Annotated in this window: 22 protein-coding genes; 12 read left to right on the top strand and 10 right to left on the bottom strand. The window is 38.4% G+C overall.

The window, feature by feature from the left end; genetic code table 11:
• Positions 1-77: 77 nt before the first annotated feature.
• The 3 genes from ACYVM0_RS12065 to ACYVM0_RS12055 form a co-directional block, all read right to left on the bottom strand.
• The gene (locus ACYVM0_RS12065) at positions 78-1,700 is read right to left on the bottom strand and encodes a WG repeat-containing protein (protein ID WP_460557359.1); all 1,623 of its coding nucleotides are present in this window, start codon (positions 1,698-1,700) and stop codon (positions 78-80) included.
• 105 nt (positions 1,701-1,805) lie between these two features.
• The gene (locus tag ACYVM0_RS12060) at positions 1,806-2,432 is read right to left on the bottom strand and encodes a class I SAM-dependent methyltransferase (RefSeq protein WP_460557357.1); all 627 of its coding nucleotides are present in this window, start codon (positions 2,430-2,432) and stop codon (positions 1,806-1,808) included.
• Positions 2,433-2,455: 23 nt separating this feature from the next.
• Entirely contained in the window at positions 2,456-3,511 is a 1,056-nt protein-coding gene (locus ACYVM0_RS12055) for an RluA family pseudouridine synthase (protein WP_460557355.1), read from the bottom strand.
• A 137-nt stretch (positions 3,512-3,648) separates the two neighbouring features.
• Between ACYVM0_RS12055 and lipB the strand changes: the two genes are divergently transcribed.
• Positions 3,649-4,386 (top strand): lipoyl(octanoyl) transferase LipB, encoded by a 738-nt coding sequence (lipB, locus tag ACYVM0_RS12050; protein ID WP_460557353.1) that lies wholly within the window; start codon positions 3,649-3,651, stop codon positions 4,384-4,386.
• A gap of 16 nt (positions 4,387-4,402) precedes the next feature.
• Here the strand turns inward: lipB and ACYVM0_RS12045 are convergent, their stop codons facing one another.
• Positions 4,403-5,221, bottom strand: a complete 819-nt coding sequence (locus tag ACYVM0_RS12045; protein WP_460557351.1) for a hypothetical protein — start codon at positions 5,219-5,221, stop codon at positions 4,403-4,405.
• Positions 5,222-5,283: 62 nt separating this feature from the next.
• Positions 5,284-6,192 (bottom strand): 1-aminocyclopropane-1-carboxylate deaminase/D-cysteine desulfhydrase, encoded by a 909-nt coding sequence (locus ACYVM0_RS12040; protein WP_460557349.1) that lies wholly within the window; start codon positions 6,190-6,192, stop codon positions 5,284-5,286.
• An 82-nt stretch (positions 6,193-6,274) separates the two neighbouring features.
• Here ACYVM0_RS12040 and ACYVM0_RS12035 point away from each other — a divergent pair, with 82 nt between their 5' ends.
• Positions 6,275-7,171, top strand: coding sequence for a glycosyltransferase family protein (locus ACYVM0_RS12035; RefSeq protein ID WP_460557347.1), 897 nt, complete (start codon positions 6,275-6,277; stop codon positions 7,169-7,171).
• Positions 7,172-7,251: 80 nt separating this feature from the next.
• On the opposite strand, the gene ACYVM0_RS12030 is transcribed toward ACYVM0_RS12035, so the two are convergent.
• The 3 genes from ACYVM0_RS12030 to ACYVM0_RS12020 are packed head-to-tail and all read right to left on the bottom strand — an operon-like array spanning position 7,252 to position 9,420.
• Positions 7,252-8,340 carry a S1 family peptidase gene (locus ACYVM0_RS12030; RefSeq protein WP_460557345.1) on the bottom strand — a complete coding sequence of 363 codons (1,089 nt, stop codon included), beginning with the start codon at positions 8,338-8,340 and terminating at the stop codon, positions 7,252-7,254.
• Position 8,341: 1 nt separating this feature from the next.
• Positions 8,342-8,908, bottom strand: coding sequence for an RNA polymerase sigma factor (locus ACYVM0_RS12025; protein WP_430990525.1), 567 nt, complete (start codon positions 8,906-8,908; stop codon positions 8,342-8,344).
• A 26-nt stretch (positions 8,909-8,934) separates the two neighbouring features.
• The gene (locus ACYVM0_RS12020; protein WP_460557343.1) at positions 8,935-9,420 is read right to left on the bottom strand and encodes a hypothetical protein; all 486 of its coding nucleotides are present in this window, start codon (positions 9,418-9,420) and stop codon (positions 8,935-8,937) included.
• A gap of 131 nt (positions 9,421-9,551) precedes the next feature.
• Between ACYVM0_RS12020 and ACYVM0_RS12015 the strand changes: the two genes are divergently transcribed.
• The 8 genes from ACYVM0_RS12015 to ACYVM0_RS11980 all read left to right on the top strand — a co-directional run bounded on the left by ACYVM0_RS12015 (position 9,552) and on the right by ACYVM0_RS11980 (position 17,535).
• Entirely contained in the window at positions 9,552-10,391 is an 840-nt protein-coding gene (locus ACYVM0_RS12015; RefSeq protein ID WP_460557341.1) for a prephenate dehydratase, read from the top strand.
• Positions 10,392-10,474: 83 nt separating this feature from the next.
• Positions 10,475-11,626, top strand: a complete 1,152-nt coding sequence (locus ACYVM0_RS12010; RefSeq protein WP_460557339.1) for a pyridoxal phosphate-dependent aminotransferase — start codon at positions 10,475-10,477, stop codon at positions 11,624-11,626.
• Positions 11,627-11,637: 11 nt separating this feature from the next.
• Entirely contained in the window at positions 11,638-12,480 is an 843-nt protein-coding gene (locus ACYVM0_RS12005) for a Rossmann-fold NAD(P)-binding domain-containing protein (RefSeq protein ID WP_460557337.1), read from the top strand.
• Between the two features lie 76 nt (positions 12,481-12,556).
• Entirely contained in the window at positions 12,557-13,024 is a 468-nt protein-coding gene (locus tag ACYVM0_RS12000) for a GNAT family N-acetyltransferase (RefSeq protein WP_460557335.1), read from the top strand.
• Positions 13,025-13,054: 30 nt separating this feature from the next.
• Entirely contained in the window at positions 13,055-14,143 is a 1,089-nt protein-coding gene (locus tag ACYVM0_RS11995) for a chorismate mutase (RefSeq protein WP_460557333.1), read from the top strand.
• A gap of 57 nt (positions 14,144-14,200) precedes the next feature.
• A complete protein-coding gene (gene aroB, locus ACYVM0_RS11990) occupies positions 14,201-15,229 on the top strand; it encodes a 3-dehydroquinate synthase (RefSeq protein WP_460557331.1) in 1,029 nt (342 codons plus the stop codon).
• Positions 15,229-16,530, top strand: a complete 1,302-nt coding sequence (aroA, locus tag ACYVM0_RS11985) for a 3-phosphoshikimate 1-carboxyvinyltransferase (protein WP_460557329.1) — start codon at positions 15,229-15,231, stop codon at positions 16,528-16,530. The genes aroB and aroA overlap by 1 nt, the downstream gene beginning before the upstream one ends.
• A 9-nt stretch (positions 16,531-16,539) precedes the next feature.
• Positions 16,540-17,535, top strand: coding sequence for a chorismate synthase (locus ACYVM0_RS11980; protein ID WP_460557327.1), 996 nt, complete (start codon positions 16,540-16,542; stop codon positions 17,533-17,535).
• On the opposite strand, the gene ACYVM0_RS11975 is transcribed toward ACYVM0_RS11980, so the two are convergent.
• Both ACYVM0_RS11975 and ACYVM0_RS11970 read right to left on the bottom strand, forming a co-directional pair.
• Positions 17,532-17,975, bottom strand: coding sequence for a DUF1572 family protein (locus tag ACYVM0_RS11975; RefSeq protein WP_460557325.1), 444 nt, complete (start codon positions 17,973-17,975; stop codon positions 17,532-17,534). The two genes, ACYVM0_RS11980 and ACYVM0_RS11975, sit on opposite strands and share 4 nt — an antisense overlap.
• Positions 17,972-18,736, bottom strand: a complete 765-nt coding sequence (locus ACYVM0_RS11970; RefSeq protein WP_460557323.1) for a M15 family metallopeptidase — start codon at positions 18,734-18,736, stop codon at positions 17,972-17,974. The genes ACYVM0_RS11975 and ACYVM0_RS11970 overlap by 4 nt, the downstream gene beginning before the upstream one ends.
• A 191-nt stretch (positions 18,737-18,927) precedes the next feature.
• Between ACYVM0_RS11970 and ACYVM0_RS11965 the strand changes: the two genes are divergently transcribed.
• Both ACYVM0_RS11965 and ACYVM0_RS11960 read left to right on the top strand, forming a co-directional pair.
• Complete coding sequence (locus tag ACYVM0_RS11965; protein WP_460557321.1) at positions 18,928-20,514, top strand: L,D-transpeptidase family protein; 1,587 nt, start codon at positions 18,928-18,930, stop codon at positions 20,512-20,514.
• Between the two features lie 44 nt (positions 20,515-20,558).
• A complete protein-coding gene (locus ACYVM0_RS11960) occupies positions 20,559-21,002 on the top strand; it encodes a septal ring lytic transglycosylase RlpA family protein (protein ID WP_460557319.1) in 444 nt (147 codons plus the stop codon).
• The last annotated feature ends 107 nt before the right edge of the window (positions 21,003-21,109 follow it).

Here is a 21,109-nt window from a genome sequence, read left to right as displayed (position 1 = left end):
GTCGATTAATGCCTTACCAATCTGTTTCATAAGAAGACAATGTAAAAGCCAGTTCTTATCACTTTCAAATAAAATTATCAGTTTGGTATATGTAATCTTGCAGTTTCTTCATCAGCATAAATAAATGGAACAATTTCATTGCCTCCCAGATCAATACAACCCCACAATTTGTTTAAACGGGCGGTTATTTTTCCGGTATGGTATTGCGGAAGAGATGCATACTTTGCTTCGATAATCACCTTCCCTTTCTGATCTATAAATCCATAATTTAAACCTTTGGTAAAACGTGCCAACCCGTTATAGAATCCATCAGTAACTTTTAAATCTTTTGGCAATTCAGTGATTAGTTCACCTGAAGTGCTAAACAGGTAATACAAGATTCTTTTCCTTAGTAATATAACTCCTGATTTATGATCATATTCTGTATCAAATCCAATGGGGATAACAGCTTCATTTTTTTTATTGATGTATCCCAGCATTCCATCTTTTTTTACCCTGGCCAACCCATCAAGAAATACATCGGTAACAAGTTCATATTCAGGAGGAATAATTTCTTTAAATGTCGTGTCAATGAATCCATACTTTCCATTTCTTTTAAAAAAAGCAACCCCGTCATAAAAGAATTGCCCCATGATTTCATATTTGTTATCGCAAAAATTTTTGGTCTTTATATTATAGATCATAGCAAGACCATCTTTATACAATCTTAAATAACCTTTGCTCATTACTCCTATTTCGTCATATTCCGGATCTAATATAATCTCTCCTTTTACGCTGATGCATCCTGTTTTCCCATTTTTGTATACCTGTATAAATTCGGAGTTATAAAGAAAGCGAAGTCCATCAAATATGTAGCCAGTCAATAATTTACCATTTAAATCAATGAGCCCCCATTTGCCATCACGCTTTACTCCGGCAGATTGATGAAATAAATCCATTGCTTCGTCATAGGCAAAAGGGATTTTTATTTTTCCATTTTTCTCAATGTAACCATATTTACCTGCTGATTTCACTAGCGCTGCGCCATCAGAAAATGAACCCGCAGATTCATAGGTGAATGGTATTACGTTTTTATTGTGTTCATCAACGAAACCATATTTCCCATCTTTCTTCACTGCAATGAGTCCGTCTTTAAAAAGTTTTGCATCGTCATAAATTAGAGGCACTATAAGCTTTGCATTTTTATCAATCATTCCCCATTTGGCTTTATTCATAACTACCCATTTGTCTGCCGTTGCTGCATAAATTTCATTGTATGCCGGTGGAATAATAATTGATCCTTTTGAATTAATTATGCCATGCATCATATCATTCCCAAAAAAGATTGAATAGTTTCCTTCAAAAGGCAGATAACTATATGTATCAGGCAGCTTTTTAACAGGCTTAAAGTTTTGATCTATTAAATATTGCTTCCGATCAGCCCGGTTTCTGCCCCAGCCCCCCAGGCCATCTTTTGAAACAGATATGATGTCAAAAAAATCGAGATTACTTAATTTATTAAGTGAGGCACTATCCTTGTTATAGCGCAAACATGTTTTGTAAGCATCCAATAAATATTCGCCCGAAGGAATTAGATTATCAAAGACATATTTGTTCTCCTCTTCAAGATAAGAATTACATTGTTTGGCATTCTGCGAAAAAACAAAAAAAGTTGAAAGAGTAAACAGAGTTGTAGCGACTGTAAAAAAAATATGTTTCATTTCTTATCTTATTCAATTTTTTATTCAGAATGCAATTTTAAAATAGGTAAGCCGAATTTTATATTTTTTGACTCGCTGAAAACTTTAAAAAAGAAAGCCCTGGCATTATGGCTTCTGTAAAAGCAATGTAAGTATCCTGGGAATTGTATTGCTGTCATTATCATCAAAATATTCATTCACCTCTTCAATAGCAAGCCCGTATTTTTTTGCAGCCCGGGTAAACTCAGAAATATTGTGGGTATAACAGTCCACTACCTGTAAACCTTCTTCTGTTTCAAACCTTGCTTTAGTGCCGGCATATTGTTTAAAAGGATGTAGTTCGCCAATATACACATGTCCGCCTGTAGTTAAAGATTTAGACACTTCACTAAAAATATGATCGAGATTTTGGATATGCTCTAATACCAAACTGAATGTTATTAAATCGTATTGCATTGAAGCAAACGACCAGGCGCCTGTTATGTCTGCCTGTATAAATTGTACTATGTTGGAATTAATTTTCGCTTTTGCTTTGGCCATCATTTCTTCAGAAAGATCAACGGCAGTAACCTGTTTTGCTTTGGTAATTAACCACTCCGTGTTTTTTCCTGTACCACAACCAATCTCAAGGCAAGTATTGAATTGAAGGTTTGATAAAACCATTCTCAGTGACTGTGCTTCAAGGTCACGTGTTTTATTAATGTTGGTGTCGTATTGTTGCGACCAGGTATTATAGGCTTGTCTTGTATTCATGATTCTAAAAAAATTATTGTAAACTATTCATGCGCTTTATGACCGATATATTTTCTCCATTTTTCAATCACGGCATTCATATCCCCGGGCATTTCACTTTCAAAAAACATTTTTTCCTTTGTGACAGGATGAATGAATCCCAGCTCTTTTGCATGTAAGGCCTGTCGCTGGCATAATTCAAAACAATTATCTACAAACTGTTTGTATTTGGTAAATACGGTACCTTTTACTATCCTGTCGCCGCCATAAAAATCATCATTAAAAAGCGGGTGGCCTATCAGTTGCATATGCACACGTATCTGGTGGGTGCGTCCTGTCTCCAGCCTGCATTCTACCAGTGTTACATAATTAAAACGTTCTAAAACTTTGTAGTGAGTGATGGCATCTTTACCATGGTCGCCATCGGGGTAAGCCGTAAATAATTTTCTAAAGCGCAAATGCCTTCCCACATGTGCGATAACAGTGCCTTCTTCTGTATCAAAATCTCCCCATACCAATGCAATGTACCTGCGGTGTACGGTATGGTCAAAAAATTGTTTGGCTAAATGCGTCATGGCATGTTTATTTTTTGCCATTACCAGTAAACCGCTGGTGTTTTTATCAATGCGGTGCACTAAACCAAAACGGTTCAGTTCAGTTTCATCAATACCGGGGTTTTGCTGTTGCAGGTAATATGCCACCGCATTTACCAATGTGCCATTGGGGTTGCCGCTGCCCGGATGCACCACCATTCCTGCCGGTTTATTGATGATGAGTATATCGTCATCTTCGTATTGAATATTCAACGGAATGTTTTCAGGAATGATCTCTGATATTTCCGGTGAACGGTCATCATACACTACAATCCTGTCGCCTGTTTTTACTTTGTAATTATTTTTTACGGGCTTTTCATTCACCAGCACCATTTCATCATCAATGCCCTGCTGGATTTTATTGCGGGTGGCACCTTCAATACGGCTCATTAAAAATTTATCAATACGCAATGGTTCCTGGCCTTTGGTAATGGTGATCACCAGCTTTTCGTATAACTCTTCCGAGTCGCTGGTTTCTATCTCTTCTATATTTTCTTCCTGTTTCATAATTTGTTTAGAAGTTTAGGGTTTAGAGGTTTAGTCAGGTTGCGGCAAGATCACATATCATAAATCAAATATCGTAAATCATAAATCTCTATCAAACATCATAAATCCCTTTTATCTTTGCAAATTAAAACATTGCAGTGGATAAGCGCAAAGTGATATTTAAAGATTTGGGAATTATTGAGTACAAAGCTGCCTGGGATTACCAGGAGGAGTTGCTGCAGCAGAATGTTGCCATTAAAACGGCTAACAGAAAAGCTCAGGAATTAGTGGCGCAGGATGCATTGCCCACCACTCACGACCCACAACTCACCACCACCAATTACTTCCTTTTCTGTGAACACCCTGCTGTTTACACTTTAGGTAAAAGTGGCAATATCAGCAATGTATTGATGAGCGAAGCCGAACTGGCGGAAAATGATATCCAGTTTTTTAATACCAACAGGGGGGGAGATATTACCTTTCATGGTTTGCAGCAGGTGGTTGGGTATCCCATTTTAGACCTGGAAAATTTTTATACCGACATTGGTAAATACCTCCGCAATTTGGAAGAGGTGATTATTTTAACTATTGCAGAGTATGGGATTAAAGGCGAAAGAAGCAGTGGGGAAACAGGTGTATGGATTGACCCGGGCATTGCAGGTAAAGAAAGAAAGATATGTGCCATTGGGGTACGTTGCAGCCGCTGGGTAACCATGCATGGCTTTGCTTTGAATGTAAATACCGACCTCAGTTATTTTAATAATATCATTCCCTGTGGTATACAAAACAAACAGGTTACTTCTATTGAAAGAGAGTTAGGGCTTAAGGTTAACTATGAAGCAGTAAAGGAAAAGATCAGGAATAATTTTGAAAAAGTTTTTGATGCTAACCAGTAATTGAAAAGCCATTTTCTTAATTACTAACCTTACCGTCTTTGGCTATAAAAAATTTGTTCTTTTCAATGAGTTTGCCGTTCTCATAAATTTCAAAATGAAACCAGCCGGCATGCACAAAATTTACCTTCTCAATTATCAGGTAATCCTCATGAAGTTTAGTTAATTCAAAAAGAGGGGTCTCGTTTTCTTCAAAAAACTTCACCATGTATTTTTTTGTTTCTGCACCGGGCAGGTAAATAACCACATTATTATCCTTTGCAGTAAAAATACGCCTGCTGGGATAAGTGATCAAATCCGGGTTATTAATGGCGGGCAACGTTGTTTTGGGTTGAATATTTCTGGGGTCTTTGTTTTTGGGATCATTGATCGTTTGTACTGCCGATTTATCCCTGCCTCTTATTAAAAAAGGGAAAGAAGTATCAGGTGCCGGCTGCTGGGCAGCTGTGCCATTGTTATAGCTGTTGGCGGCACTATCTGCAACTACCTCCACCACATCTTTTACGGGCCTTGCAACTTTACTGAAAATATAACTGCCGCCGTCAAAAGAAATAAACACCCGGTAATACATTTTATTATACGGGGGTTTACTATCGGCGTAACCATTTTCAATATTCTGCGGATTTAAAACCGAGCCAATGGTGGTATAATTTTTTAAACTATCGTAAGAACGCTGGATATTAATGGTGGTAACGGGCACTTTGTAATTATTTACCCAACTCACAATGATCTGGCCATTAAGGTTTTTTACGGTAATATCGGGCAGCGTTTTCTGTGCAGTAAGGGTAACGGCAAAAAGATTTAAAATAAGGATAAATAAAAAGGAGATCCTTTGCATAATTGTAAAACGAGGATAAGCCTGAAAAATTTTGTAACACAAATATAAAGGGATGTTGCAAATTAGAATAATAATGTGCCTGGTGGCAACGAATTATTACCCTGCAAGCCCCCGGTATGCAGGCAAAGAATATTGCTGCCTGAAGAAAAATAACCTTGTTTTAACTTGTCGTATATGGCAAAAAATAATTTGCCGGTGTATACAAAATCCGTAGGCAGTTGATGATGTTGCCACAATTGGTTCATAAAACTGATGAGTTCAGGGGTTTTTTTCGCATACCCACCAAAATGATAGCCATTAAAGAGCTGCAATTGTTGCTGGGAAAAAGTTTTGCCATTGAGTACATTAATTCGTTCAGCTATATCGGTCATCCCTTTTAAAACAGGAACACATATAATTTGCTGTTGAGCGCCGGCACTTTGCAATAAGCCTGCAGTAGTTGTAGCGGTACCAGCAGCGGTACAAAGGTGTGTATACTTGTCTGCTGGTGCCAGTTGGCCAATTAGTGCGGCACCCCGGGCACCGGCGGGATGATAGCCACCTTCGGGGATGATGATGGCTTCTCCGTATACGGTGCGTAATTCATTTACAAAATGAGCATCTTCTTTTTTTGAATAGGCCTCTCTTGAAATAAATTTTAACTGCATGCCATAATCCATACATTGTTGTAGTGTGTGGGATAATGCTGCAGGCATTTCGCCCCTTACAATACCAATGCTTTTTAAGCCATTGGCCTGGCAGGCAAAAGCAGTAGCCACCAGGTGGTTGGAATATGTGCCGCCGAACGTAAGTATTGTTTTATGTTGCGATTGCAATGCATCGGCTAAAAAATAATGCAGTTTAAAAAATTTATTACCCGATACTACCGGATGAATTTTATCTAGCCTTAAAACCGAAAGGGAGATATTTTTTTGCAGCAGCATATCATCGGACAGCATTTCAACGGGGGCATCTAAAATATTAAACGGCATTTTGATGATAACTTATCGGTTTATAGTAATTTCGCTGCACAAAAATCGGTTTTTAATTTTTCATTATTAATTTAAGTTATCAATGCAACCAACTCTATTGATCTTAGCTGCCGGCATGGCAAGCCGCTATGGAAGTATGAAACAAACACAAGGCTTTGGCCCCAGTGGTGAAACCATTATGGATTATTCAATTTATGATGCCATCCGTGCAGGTTTTGGAAAAGTGGTATTCATCATCCGTAAAGATTTTGCTGAAGGATTTAAAGCCAGTTTTGAACCTAAATTACAGGGAAAGATAAAGACTGAATATGTGTACCAGGAAATGACCTCTCACCTGGATGGTATGCCCGTTCCTGAAGGAAGAACAAAGCCATGGGGCACCGGCCATGCTATTTTATGCGCCAAAGATGTAATTAAAGAGCCTTTTGCAGTAATTAATGCAGACGATTTTTATGGTAGTGATGCATTTGTAAAAGCAGCAGCATTTTTAAATAATGCCTGCAACAAAAAAACATATTCCATCATTGGTTACGAACTGGCAAAAACTTTAAGCGAACATGGAACTGTTAGCCGTGGCGTTTGCCAGGTAGATGCGGAAAATAATTTGGTGAGCATTAAAGAAAGAACAAAAATATACAGGGAAGGAGATACCATTGTTTATGAGGATGAAGATGGTAAACACGAAGTACCTTTTGATTCGAGTGTATCTATGAATTTCTGGTGTTTCCACCAATCGGTTTTTCCGGCAACAGAAAAATTATTCCACCAGTTTGTTAAAGATAATAGCCACAATATTAAAGCAGAGTTTTTTATACCACTTATTGGTGATGAATTTGTGTCCTCGCAGGATGGCACCATCAAAGTGATCCCATGTTCTTCACAATGGTTTGGAGTAACTTATAAAGAAGATGCCCCTGTTGTAAAAGCAAGTATTGATAAATTGGTGGCAGATGGAGAATATCCTTCTTCTTTATGGTAATATAAAGTTGTTTGCAATACTAAAAAAGGTCCTGAAACTTTCAGGACCTTTTTTTATTATTCGCTTTTTGCTCAAGCTATTTATTGATAACTCTTAATTAAGAAAACACAACTGTTTATTTTTTTTACCTGGTTTTCCCTGATTAAATTTTTAATGCTGTTGGTTGCGTTCAGTTTAATATTAGAGAAGGCGGAATCCTTTTTAAGATTCTCCACAGTTTTAAAAATGTACATTGATTTTACTGCATATACACCGCCACCTGCTGATTTATCACTTAAAATCCCGATAACATCGCCATTCTTATTTAATACAGGGCCACCGCTGTTGCCATGATCGGCTGCAATGGCAATCTGGTAAGACAGTGTATCATTCTGGTAACCGGTCTCGCTGCTCAAATAACCTTCGCCATATACAATACCGTCTTTAGGATATCCCATTGTGTAAACAGGTTCTGCAAGATTTACAGATTTACTGATGCTGTATGGCAGGGATTTATAGGGAATAAAATCTTTATCGTCAATTTTCAACACCGCAATATCCCTGGTATTATCCTGCATGCAAACTGTAGCTACAAACTGGCGGCCTTTTTCATTGGTGGCAATAATTGTTTTACCCTGCAGCACATGCGCATTGGTAATCAGGTAACCTTGTGCATCTATTAAAAAACCAGTGCCTCCCGAAATTGCAATTGCATTAGGGCCAATTTTGCTTTTTACAGCATTCAGTTCGCTATTGGTTTGTTTCTGTCCTTCTTTAATAGCACCTAAATCCCTTTTTAATTTTTCAATTTCAGGATTAGTTTTATTGCTGTTGTAAACAGAAGTGATACCTGCTGTTAATATAGAAACGATACCTGCTATACTTGCAGCAACAGCAGCAATACGTTTGTATCTTTTCCATAAAAAAACTACTTTGGCTTTACCCGGCAGTTTAGATGGGTTTATAACACCTTCTTCAGTTAGTTTAGCTTCTGTTTCTACCAGTGAATGTTTAAAATTCTTAGTGCTGCTGTATTTATCTACTTCATTTAAAAAGAAAGTATGCTCCACTACCATCTGGTCAACCTCAGGATTGCTTTTACGCATTTCTTCCAGGAAGGTTCTTTCCTCTGCAGACATCTCTCCTCTAAGATATCTTTCAACAGCGTCTAATAATACTATGTCCTCCATCTTATTGTCCGTTTTTATATTGTGCAAAGAATAATTTTTTCAATCGCATCAGGCATTTATACTTCTGTGTTTTTGCATTATCGGCATTTGTATAACCAAAATCAGCCGCTATTTCCTGCATGTGCTTCTTTTGTATATAGTAAGCATCCAAAAGGCTTTTGCAGGGTTCTCCGATTTTACTCATGGCTGTTTCCATTAATGTAAAGTCGGCATTGCGTTTTTCATGGTTTTCCAGTTCCTCTTCCACCGGTATTGTTTCTTCCATATTCTCCAGGTTGCCACTGTAACGCTGCATCTGGGTCAGTCTTTTTAGCCAAAGCCGCCTGCAAACACTATATATATACGTCTTAATCTGGCTGCTCAGTTCAAAACTATCTGTCCGGGCCTTTTCAAATAACACAATCATTGCTTCCTGAAAAATATCCCTGGCATCATCATAGGTGCCATTATTGTTCAGTATAAAAGCCTGAATCATAGCGTAATTAGCCCTGTAAATGGTCTCAATGGCCTGTTTATCGTTCTCCGCCAGTCCTTTTAATATCAGTTTGTCTTCTTCTAAAGTACTCACCCGGTTTATATTAATACGTTTAATGACTATTTGTAACCCAAAAGAACGAAAAAAAAAATTAATAGAAACAATGGGTTACCTTTTTTAAATCCCAGTATAAATATGAAATTATAATTTTTAAAAATTAAACAAACAAAAATGAAAAAAGTATTTTTAGCAATCGCAGTAGCTTCTGTTTTTACTGCTTGTAACAATGGTGAAACTGCAACTGAAACTCCAAAAGACACTTCAGCTGTTGCTCCAAAAGACACAACTCCAGCTGCTCCAAAAGACACAACTCCAGTTGCTGCTCCAAAAGACACTACTGCTGCTAAGAAAGATACTACTGCTAAGAAGTAAGTATTCTGACAACCGGCACCTGGTTGCTTGTTTTTAAATGGCCGGCTAAGCATAAAAGTTTTCATATGGCAAGCAATCGTTAAAGTCCCTCTTTCTTTTAAGAGGGATTTTTTTTTGTTCGTATAAATTTGTTTTACTATTTTTGACATACAATGATGAACAAAGGCAACCATAGCTTCTTTTATTTTAGCTACTATTTTATAAATAGGCCGGGATGCTTTTGTTAAAACTGAATACAATAAACAGACTAACATAAAAAGAATCCCGGCTCAAAAGGCCGGGATTTTTGTTTTAAAGAATTATTATGGCCAAAAAGGTTTCAATACAAGGTTTTGAAGGTAGCTTTCACCAGGTGGCAGCCCGGCAATTTTATGGTAAGGATACTGCAGTGATCTGCTGTGCTACTTTTAAGGAAGTAATAAAAATTGCGGCCGACAAAAAACAAAGTGATGGCGGTGTAATGGCCATAGAAAATTCCATAGCCGGAAGTATCTTACCCAACTACAATTTATTGCTGAAAAGCAATTTAAAAATTGCGGGAGAAATTTACCTGCAGATAAAACAAAACCTGCTCGTAAATCCTGGTGTATCGCTTGAAGATATTAAAGAAGTACACTCTCACCCCATGGCCATACAACAATGCTTTGGCTTTTTAGATAAATACAACTGGAAGCTGGTGGAAACGGAAGACACTGCGTTAAGCGCCAAACATATACACCAGCACAAGAGCAAACACATTGCAGCCATTGCAAGCAAGCTGGCCGGCGAATTATATAACCTTAACATGATTGCCCCCAATATTCACACACTCAAAAATAATTACACCAGGTTTTTAGTATTACAAAGGCAGGATGTAGTAAGTGAAATAGAAGGTGCAGACAAGGCCTCCATCAATTTTTTTACCGATCACTCCAAAGGCAGCTTGGCAAAAGTGCTTACAAAGATTGCAGAAGAAGGTATCAATCTTTCCAAGCTGCAGAGCATGCCTATACCCGGTAGCGATTTTAAATATTCGTTTCATGCCGATATGGAATTTGAGACCATAGCACAATTTAAAAACGTAATAAAAAAAATAGCATCATTAACGGAAGGACTAAGTGTGTTGGGCATTTATAAAAACGGAAAGATCAATAACACGATGTAAAACTAATTACACTAATTAAATGAATTCGTGTAACCTGGTAGCCGACAGGCAGGTTCGAAAAAAATAGTGTAATAAAAAAATATATGGAAACAGCAAAAAGATTAGAAGGCATTGGCGAATATTATTTTTCTCAGAAACTGAGAGAGATTGATGCAATGAATAAAGACGGTAAAAATGTGATCAGTTTAGGAATTGGTAGTCCTGATTTGCCACCACACCCCGATGTAATAAAAGTATTGCAGGAAGAAAGTGCAAAACCAAATACACATGCTTACCAGAGTTACAAGGGCAGTCCCGTTTTAAGAAACGCCATTGCCGCCTGGTATAAAAAATGGTATAATGTTGATTTGAATGCGGATACAGAAATATTGCCGCTGATAGGAAGTAAAGAAGGTATCATGCATATCTGTATGACCTATTTGAATGAAGGTGATTTTGTTTTAATTCCTAACCCGGGTTATCCTACTTACAAAAGTGCGGCAACCATTGCAGGAGGAAAGTGCATGGAGTATAATCTCACCAAAGAAAATAACTGGTTGCCCGATTTTAAGGAGATAGAAAATAATTTGTACGTAAAGAGGGTAAAAATAATGTTTGTGAATTATCCACACATGCCAACAGGCGAATTGCCCACAACAGCAATGTTTGAGCAACTGATCACCTTTGCAAAAAAATATAATATCCTTATCGTTCATGATAATCCTTACAGTTTTATTTTGAATGATTCGCCAATGAGTATGCTAAGTGTTGCCGGGGCAAAAGATTGTGTGATCGAATTAAACTCTTTAAGTAAATCACATAATATGGCAGGATGGAGGATTGGTGTTTTATGTGGCGCTAAAGAAAAGATAGATGATGTATTGCGTTTTAAAAGCAATATGGATAGCGGTATGTTTTTGCCCTTGCAATTAGCTGCAGCAAAAGCATTAACCTTAGAGAAAGACTGGCACGACTCCATCAATGCTATTTATAAGGCAAGAAGAGAGAAAGTATTTGAATTACTGGATTTACTGGAATGCACCTATTCAAAAGACCAGGCCGGTATGTTTGTGTGGGCAGCTATTCCTGCAAATTATAAAGATGGTTATGCCTTAAGCGATAAAGTATTGTATGACTCTAATGTGTTTATTACGCCAGGCGGTATTTTTGGTAATGCCGGAGATAAATATGTAAGGGTAAGTTTATGTTGCAAAGAAGAAAATATTGAAGCTGCAATAAAAAGAATCAGGAATTAATAATAAAAGTTATGGTGGTTACAATTGTTGGTGTTGGTTTGATAGGAGGTTCAATGGCATTGGCATTGAAGGAAAAAGGCATTGCCCGCAAAATAATTGGTGTAGGCAGATCAGCTGCCAGCATTGCAAAAGCAATTGAGCTGGGTATTATTGATGAGGCATTGCCACTGGAAGAAGCCGTAAAGCAAAGTGATCTTATTTATGTTTCCATACCTGTAGATGCTACCATACCGGTAATGCAGCAGATAATGGACCTGGTGAACGATAAACAAATTGTAGTGGACGCAGGCTCTACCAAATTTGCTTTGTGTGATGCATTGAAAGATCACCCGATGCGGAAACAGTTTGTAGCAACGCATCCCATGTGGGGTACCGAATACAGCGGCCCGGAAGCAGCAGTGAGAGGGGCTTTTGCAGGAAGGGCCTGTGTAATATGCGAAAAAGAAAAAACGGATACTGTTGCTTTGGATACAACAGAAAATATTTACAAAGCTTTAGGCATGCATATCATTTACATGGATGCAGCCAACCACGATGTACATGCTGCCTATGTAAGTCATATTTCACACATTACGTCTTTTGCATTAGCTAATACCGTATTGGAAAAAGAAAAAGAAGAAGATGCCATCTTTGAAATGGCGGGTGGTGGTTTTGAAAGCACCGTGCGTTTGGCAAAAAGTAATTCGGCCATGTGGGCACCCATTTTTATGCAGAACAGGGAAAATGTGCTGGATGTTTTAAACGAACACATTTCGCAGTTAAGAAAATTTAAAGCCAGCCTTGAAAAAGAGAATATAGAATATCTGATTGAATTGATGGAGAACGCAAATAAGATCAAAAGGATTTTGAAGTGATGTATGCCTGGAAGCTCCAGCTTCCAATAATTAATTTAAGGGCCGGAAGCTGGAGCTTCCAGGTATAAAAAGAGGTATGATTTTCAGAGAAGCACTAACAAGCGACATTAAACAAATACAGGTAGTAAGAAATGCTGTAAAAGAAAATGTTTTGAGCAATCCCGGTTTGGTGACCGATAAGGATTGCGTGGAATATTTAACCTTAAGAGGAAAAGGCTGGGTTTGTGAAAAGGATGGTACAATTATTGGGTTTGCCATTGCTGATTTAATTGACAATAATATCTGGGCATTATTTGTACATCCTGATTTTGAAAAGAATGGTATTGGTAAAACTTTACACGATACCATGCTGAACTGGTATTTTGATCAGCAAAAAGAAAAGGTCTGGTTAAGTACAGGACCCAACACCAGAGCAGAGAAATTTTATGCTTTGCAGGGATGGCGAACCGTGGGGCTGTATGGAAAAGGAGAAACCAAATTTGAAATGACCGCCGAAGAATGGAAACTGGCGCAACAAAAAAATAAAACTAAACAAGACGCATAATACGCTAACAAAAAAATTAATAATTCAATCATGCAAACAGCAACTCAATCGATGAAAGATTTAATGCAAACCAAATGGAACAAACGACCGTTGATCATCAGCGGCCCATGCAGTGCCGAAACAGAAGAGCAGGTAATGGAAACAGCAACCCGTCTTGCCAAAACAGGTAAAATTGATGTATTACGTGCAGGCATCTGGAAGCCACGTACCAAACCGGGATTATTTGAAGGTATTGGTACCAAAGGGTTACCATGGTTGGCCAGTGCAAAAAAAGTTACGGGCTTACCTATTACTGTGGAAGTAGCCACTGCTAAACATGTGCAGGATGCATTACAATTTGATGTGGATATGTTATGGATTGGCGCCAGAACAACGGTAAATCCGTTTAGTGTGCAGGAAGTAGCTGATGCATTACGTGGGGTTGATATCCCGGTGCTGATAAAAAATCCTATTAACGCTGACCTGGAATTATGGACAGGCGCTATTGAACGTTTGCAGAAAGTAGGGGTTAAGCAGGTAGGTATGATCCATCGTGGGTTTGCCTCTTACGGTAATACCGAATTCCGTAATGCACCGATGTGGCATTTACCTATTGAAATGAAACGTCGTTTTCCCGAGATGCCATTGATCTGCGATCCGTCTCATATTTGTGGCAACAGAACTTTACTGCAATCTGTAGCACAAAAAAGTATCGATCTTGATTTTGATGGTATCATGCTGGAAAGCCACATTGATCCTGATAATGCGTGGAGTGATGCCAAGCAACAAATTACCCCGGAGAAATTTGCAGAAATGTTAGATGCCTTAGTTTGGCGTCATGAAAATACCGATGCAAAGGAGTTTATAACAGCATTGGCTACACTACGTGAACAAATCAATCATTTGGATGACGAATTAATGACCATACTCGGACAGCGTATGAAAATTGCAGATAAGATAGGCGAGTACAAAAAGAATAATAATATTACTATTTTGCAAACCAATCGCTGGAACGAAATCCTGGAAAAGGCTTACACCAAGGGCGAAAAGTTGGGTTTAAGTAAAGAGTTTATCACCAAGTATTATGATGCGATACACCTGGAAAGTATCAATCATCAGAATAATATTATGAATAGTTGATTTTGCCACGGACCTGCCTGCCGGCAGGCAGGTTAAACAGATTAACACAGATTTTGTATGACCAAAGTTGAATACCAGTTTTCTGAAAAGAAAGTAGCTTATTATTTTGATGCTGATTTTTCTTACCTGGAGCAAATAACTCCAAAGGAAAATACTATTCTGATAACAGATGAAAATGTTTTTCAGTTGCAACAAGAAAAGTTTGAAGGCTGGAAAACCATTGTAATAAAAGCGGGGGAAGAACATAAGCAGCAATCAACGGTTGATATTATTATCCAGGAGCTAATTGCAATGGAAGCCGACCGTAAAACTTTTATTGTAGGTGTGGGTGGCGGTGTGGTTACAGATATTACGGGCTATGCTGCCAGCGTATACATGAGGGGATTGAAGTTTGGCTTTGTACCTACTACAATTTTGTCGATGGTAGATGCATCGATCGGCGGAAAGAACGGGGTAGATGTTGGTGTGTATAAAAACCTGGTGGGTATGATCAAACAACCGGAATTTTTATTGTTTGATTATTCGCTGCTGCAAACTTTGCCTTACGAACAATGGATCAATGGTTTTGCAGAAGTTATAAAACATGCCTGTATAAAAGATGCAGTGTTATTTTCCACTTTAGAAAAGTTCACCTTGCACGATTTTACCACGGATACTACTTTGCTTGCAGAACTGATAGAGCGCAATGTGAAAATTAAAACAGCTGTTGTGGTTGAAGATGAGTTTGAACAGGGCGACAGAAAGTTGCTGAACTTTGGTCATACTATTGGCCATGCTATTGAGAACCTGCATCATTTGCTGCATGGTCATGCTGTAAGTATTGGCATGGTAGCGGCATGTAATTTAGCTGAACAGATCAACGGATTTCATTTTGAAGAAGCCATTCGTATTGTAAAACTGCTGTCTAAATACCACTTACCGGTTGATGTGGAAACCGAATACGAAAAAGTATTTGATGTGCTGAAGATGGATAAAAAACGCAGCAAAAATGAAATCAATTTTATTCTCTTAAATAAAATCGGCGAAGCGGTAATTAAACCAATACAACTGGATGAATTACACAAGCATTTAAAAGAAATTTTATAGTGAAAGTTACCATACAGCCTTCAGAAATAGATGGAGTTATATTAGCTCCTACCAGCAAAAGTTCGATGCAAAGAGCTTGTGCAGCAGCCTTATTATATGGCGGTGATACAGTAATTCATAATCCCGGTGAAAGTAATGATGACAAGGCTGCATTGGATATTGTATTGCGACTTGGGGCTATCTTTTTGCCTGCCGAAAACAACGGGTTGTTAATAAATAGCGAGGGTTTTCCTCAAAAAGAAATTGGTACGCTCAATTGCGGTGAAAGCGGTTTATCTATTCGTATGTTTACACCAATAGCTGCATTAAGTGATCAGCCAATTACAATTACAGGAACAGGAAGCTTGTTGAAACGGCCGATGGATTTTTTTGATGAAATACTACCGCAATTAGGAGTTACAGTATCGTCGAATAAAGGGATGTTGCCATTACGCATACAGGGCCCTTTACAACCTAAAAACATTACGATTGACGGATCGTTGAGTTCGCAGTTTTTAACTGGTCTATTAATGGCTTTTGCAAAAGCAGCAACTGAACAGGTAACCATAACCGTTACCAATTTAAAGAGTAAGCCTTATATCGATCTTACTTTAAAGGTGATGCAACATTTTGGGTATGAAGTTCAAAATAACAATTACGAATCTTTCCTTATAAGCCCCAGGCTTTCTCCCCAGGCATTATCGAAAAACTCCGAACCTGTTGAATATACCATCGAAGGTGATTGGAGTGGAGGCGCTTTTTTATTGGTAGCAGGAGCGGTTGCAGGAAAGATAAGGGTACGAGGTTTAGATGTTTTTTCAACACAAGCAGATAAAGCTATTTTAAAGGCATTAATAGATTGCGGTTCCAATATTTCTATAGAGGAAAAGCAGATTGAAGTTAATCTTCCGGTTGTAGGAAAGTGTAAACCTTTTCATTTTAATGCAACAGATTGCCCTGATCTTTTTCCTCCTTTGGTAGCACTGGCTGCCTACTGTGACGGGACTTCAGTTATTGAAGGTGTAAGTCGTTTAGCCCACAAGGAAAGTAACAGGGGATTAACTTTACAGGAGGAGTTTGCAAAAATGGGATTGGAAATTATCTTGCAGGATGACCTTATGATGATAAAAGGAGGGAAAGGGTTAACCGGTGCTGTTGTTCATTCAAGACATGATCATAGAATAGCCATGGCTTGCGCAGTAGCCGCATTAAAAGCAAACGGGCAAACAACAATTGAAGAAGCTGAAGCAATTAAAAAGTCTTATCCGGATTTTTACGGACATTTACGGTTCTTAAATGCGACATTATCTTTTCATGACTAAAACACACATATGAATTCTTTTGGCCGCATATTCCGGGTACATATTTTTGGCGAATCGCATGGTGAGTGCGTGGGAATTACAATTGATGGTTGCCCTGCCGGCTTATCATTAACAGCAGAAGATCTGTTGCCTGATCTGGAGAGAAGAAAAGGCGGTAAACAAAAAGGTGCTACACCCAGGCAGGAGGAAGATTACCCTATATTTAAGAGCGGCATCTTTGAAAATAAAACCACCGGTTTCCCTATTACAATTCTGTTTGAAAATAAAAACACACGTAGCGAAGATTATAATAAACAGCGAAGCGTTCCAAGACCTGGCCATGCCGATTGGGTGGCACATCAGAAATTTGGTGCCAATGAAGATTATCGTGGCGGCGGACATTTCAGTGCCCGTTTAACTACAGGCATTGTTGCAGCAGGTGCTATAGCAAAAAAACTGATGGCCTCGATACAAATTACGGCACAGGTAACAGCAATAGCCGGAGAGAAAGACCTGGAAAAAGGGTTGCAAAAAGGCATTGATGCAAAGGATTCTGTTGGCGGTATTGTGGAATGTGTGGTGGATGGTTTACCGGTTGGTTTAGGCGAACCATATTTTGATTCAATGGAATCGGTATTGTCGCATATTTTATTTGCCATACCTGCAGTGCGTGGTGTGGAATTTGGAACCGGCTTTGCCGCCGCAACAATGTTTGGCAGCGATCATAATGATGCTATTGAAAATAATGAAGGCAAAACAAGAACCAATCATGCCGGCGGCGTGGTAGGAGGTATCAGTAACGGCAATCAATTGGTTTTTCGGCTGGCAGTAAAGCCTACCTCATCCACACCCAAAATACAAAACAGTTTAAACTGGGATACCGGCCAAACAGAAGATTTTTCCATCAAAGGCAGGCATGACCTATGCGTAGCATTAAGAGCGCCTGTTATTGTGGAAGCCGTAACTGCATTAGTAATTGCTGATTTTATGATGCTGGAAAATCACATCAAAAGAATTGCTGGTTAAGCTAATAATAATCTTCGGTGATAATTGATCTGCCCGAGGTGATACGTTAAATGCGTGGTAAGATGCAATAACAAAAAACCTGTTGTTAAGGGCTTACCAAAAACTTCTATCGGAAAATTCTTTTCAAAATCTTCATGGGATAGTTTTTGTATGGTGGCTTTTACAACTAAGATGCAATTCTGGATATTCGTAACCAGGTCTGCCCTCGGAATATTCTTTAAAGCAAATTCATCATCACGATAACGTACATAGCCACTATGCCCGAGCACTCCGCCGATAAAGTGATTGAGGTTGCCCAGTAAATGCAGGGTTAAATTACCGCCGGAGTTACTGATGCCTTCTTTTATGATCCACAAATTATCTTCATCCCTGTACAGATTAATTTCAGTGATCAACCTGTTGAGGTCTCTTTCAAAAATTTCTATTAAACTTTCTTTCATTGTCTATTTATTATTTTATTTTTTTTGTTCAGCTCTTTAAAATTAATATCCAGTAAATCAAAATCTTTTGCATCGGGTAAACTGTAATGCCACCATTCTGTATCCAGTGCCTTAAAACCATATTGCTCCATTACTTTTTTTAGCAACAAGCGGTTTTGCAAAATCTCATCGGGTAAATTAGTAAATGCATGATGGGCACTATCTGTAAAATTATCAAAACCTGTTCCCATTTGTAATTCTTTCTTTGTTTTTAAATTGATAAGAGTAAGGTCAACAGCAACCCCACGGTTATGCCCACTGCCTTTTTTAGGGTCGGCAGCATAACGGTCGTCTTGTACGGGTGCCCACATTTTTTCAGTTACGGAATAGGGGCGGTAAGCGTCAAAAATTTTTAATCCCAGTCCCATTTTTCTTAATTGTTGTTGAATTTTTACTAAAGAATCTGCAGCAGGTTTACGCAACCACGTAGTAGTGATAGAAGGGTATAATTTTTCTTTCGTAAAATTGTTGGTGCCGGCATAACGCAGATCCAAAACCAATGAAGGAATTTGTTTTTTCAGATCAAGCATTTGATTGTTCGCATTTTTTGCAACAGCTTTTTTTAATTCGTTCATGGAATGCAGCACCCTCAGCCCGTATTTATTCAACACCGGATCGTTATCTGGCCCGGCTACCGTTTGTGCAGCTGCAATAACTGATGTTAATAAAAAAACAACGCTGTAAATTATGTTTAATTGAAACCTATGTATTATCTTGTTCATATATTCGCTTGTGAGTAATCCGCCGGAAAACAAAACTGCCCTTGAAGTTACAAATTATTTGACCCCGATATATGCATTACACCAGGAACCCTTATCTGCAAGTTACCATTATCATCTTATGCCTGTTCATTATTTCATGCAACGGTGCTGACGCCCCAAAAAATAAGGTAATTGTAACAGATCCTAAACAAATGGATAAAGAAGCCAGTGAAAATATTAAAGCGGTGCTTGAATTTGCGCTTGGCAATAATGGTAAAGTTGATGACAGCATCCGTTTACATCTTGCCACTATTACCGGCGATTTTTATGCTGCAGAAGATTACCAGCCGGTATGGAGCAGTAAAGAAAACTGGCAACCTTTGGCAGATACTTTATTTCAATTTATTTCCAGGGCTGAGGAAGAAGGGCTGTTTCCTAAAGATTATCATTTTAAAAACCTGCAATCACTAAAAAATAAATTGGATACAGATTCGTTAAAGAGAATGGATGCTGCATTATGGACCCGTGCAGATCTTATGTTTACCGATGCCTTTATGCGTATCATAAAAGATCTTAAACATGGAAGGCTGAATCCTGATAGTATTACCATCAATAAAGATTCTCTGAAAGTGAACGAATTTTTTATCAATAATCTGAATACACTCCTGGATAAAAAACAATTCACCAATTTATTAAATTCTCTGCAGCCATCCAATAAGGGCTATTGGGATCTTAAAAACGGGATCAGGCGGTTTTTGGATAGTATGGACAGGCGTACCTATACCTATGTAACATATCCCTATAAAAAAGGCGATGCAAAAGATTCTCTTTTCTTTATAAAAACATTGCAAAAAAGATTAAATGAAAGTGGAGCGATAAGTTTTACCAACAAACTGCCCGATTCAACAGAATTAAATAATGCGGTACAAAAATATCAAAAGCAAAAAGGGATCAAAGCCGATGGAAAAATTTCGTCTGGTATAATAAAGATGATGAATACCAGTGATGTTGAAAGATTTAAACGTATTGCGATTACACTGGACCGTTATAAGCAGTTGCCCGAAAAAATGCCGGAAAAATACATCTGGGTAAACCTGCCCGGTTATTATTTATGGGTAATTGATCATGATACTATAGCACTGCAATCAAAAGTGATCTGTGGCAAGCCTGATACCAGGACACCTTTGCTGAATAGTGAAATAACTGATATGGTCACTTACCCCACGTGGACAGTACCTACCAGCATCATAGCAAAACAATATTTGCCTAAATTAAAAAGTAACCCCGGTTATCTTGCAAAGCTTGGTTTAAAATTAGTGAACAACAAGGGCGAAACCATTGACGCAGGCAGTGTTAACTGGAGTAAATACACTAAAGGCATACCTTACAAAGTAATGCAGAATAGCGGTGATAATAATGCGTTAGGTATCTTTAAATTTAATTTTAATAATCCATACGCAGTGTATTTACACGATACTAATCAGCGGTATCTTTTTAAAAATGCATCCCGTGCCCTGAGCCACGGTTGTGTACGGGTGCAGGAATGGGAACAGCTGGCTTATTACATTGCCCGTAACGATAGTATGAGTATCGCAAATCCGGAAACCCTGAATTATAATACCGATTCTATCAAAAACTGGATTGCAGGTAAAGAAAGGCACCGCATTGATGTAAAAAACAGGATACCGATCTATATCCGTTATTTCAGCTGCGAGGGAAAAGACGGGAAGATTAAATTTTATGACGATATTTATGGAGAAGACAAAGTGCTGAGAGAAAAATATTTTGCTGATAAATAAAATATCTGCTACTGCTTAACCTTTCCTAATTTAATAGCGCTTGCATGAAACCATTCTTAAATAATAAAACGTTTTTACTTGTATTGTTTACAGCTGCAGCATTGTTCTTTTTAAAGCCGGCTGTATTGGCTCAACGGTCCGATCCTGCCAAAGCGATCCCTACCGCAAAATCCAAACGCATACTTTACGGCCTGGCCAGCTTTTATTCCAATAAATTCAATGGCAGAAAAACAGCTTCCGGCGAGATTTTCAGCCAGCACAAACTCACCTGTGCCTGCAATGTTTTGCCTTTAGGTACATGGATAAGAGTAACCAACCTCCGCAACGGCCGTACCGTGGTGGTTAAGACCAACGACAGGCTTCACCCGAGGATGAAAAGGATCATCGACCTAACCAGCGCTGCTGCCACCAAACTGGGCTACACTGCTACAGGGCTAACGAGAGTTAAGGTGGAAGTTTTGGGTAAAAAGCCTCCAAAGAATGATTAATGCAACATTTTCCGGCGTATAACAGTCTGTAGGTGAAACTATTCCTTTCAATTATGTGCGTAAATTATTTTACGTTTTGAGCGTAAGAAGGTATTTTTGCCAGAATT

It is taken from the genome of Ferruginibacter profundus (assembly GCF_054783275.1).
Note: the sequence above shows the minus strand (reverse complement) of the source record. Positions and strands in the feature narration are given on the sequence as shown.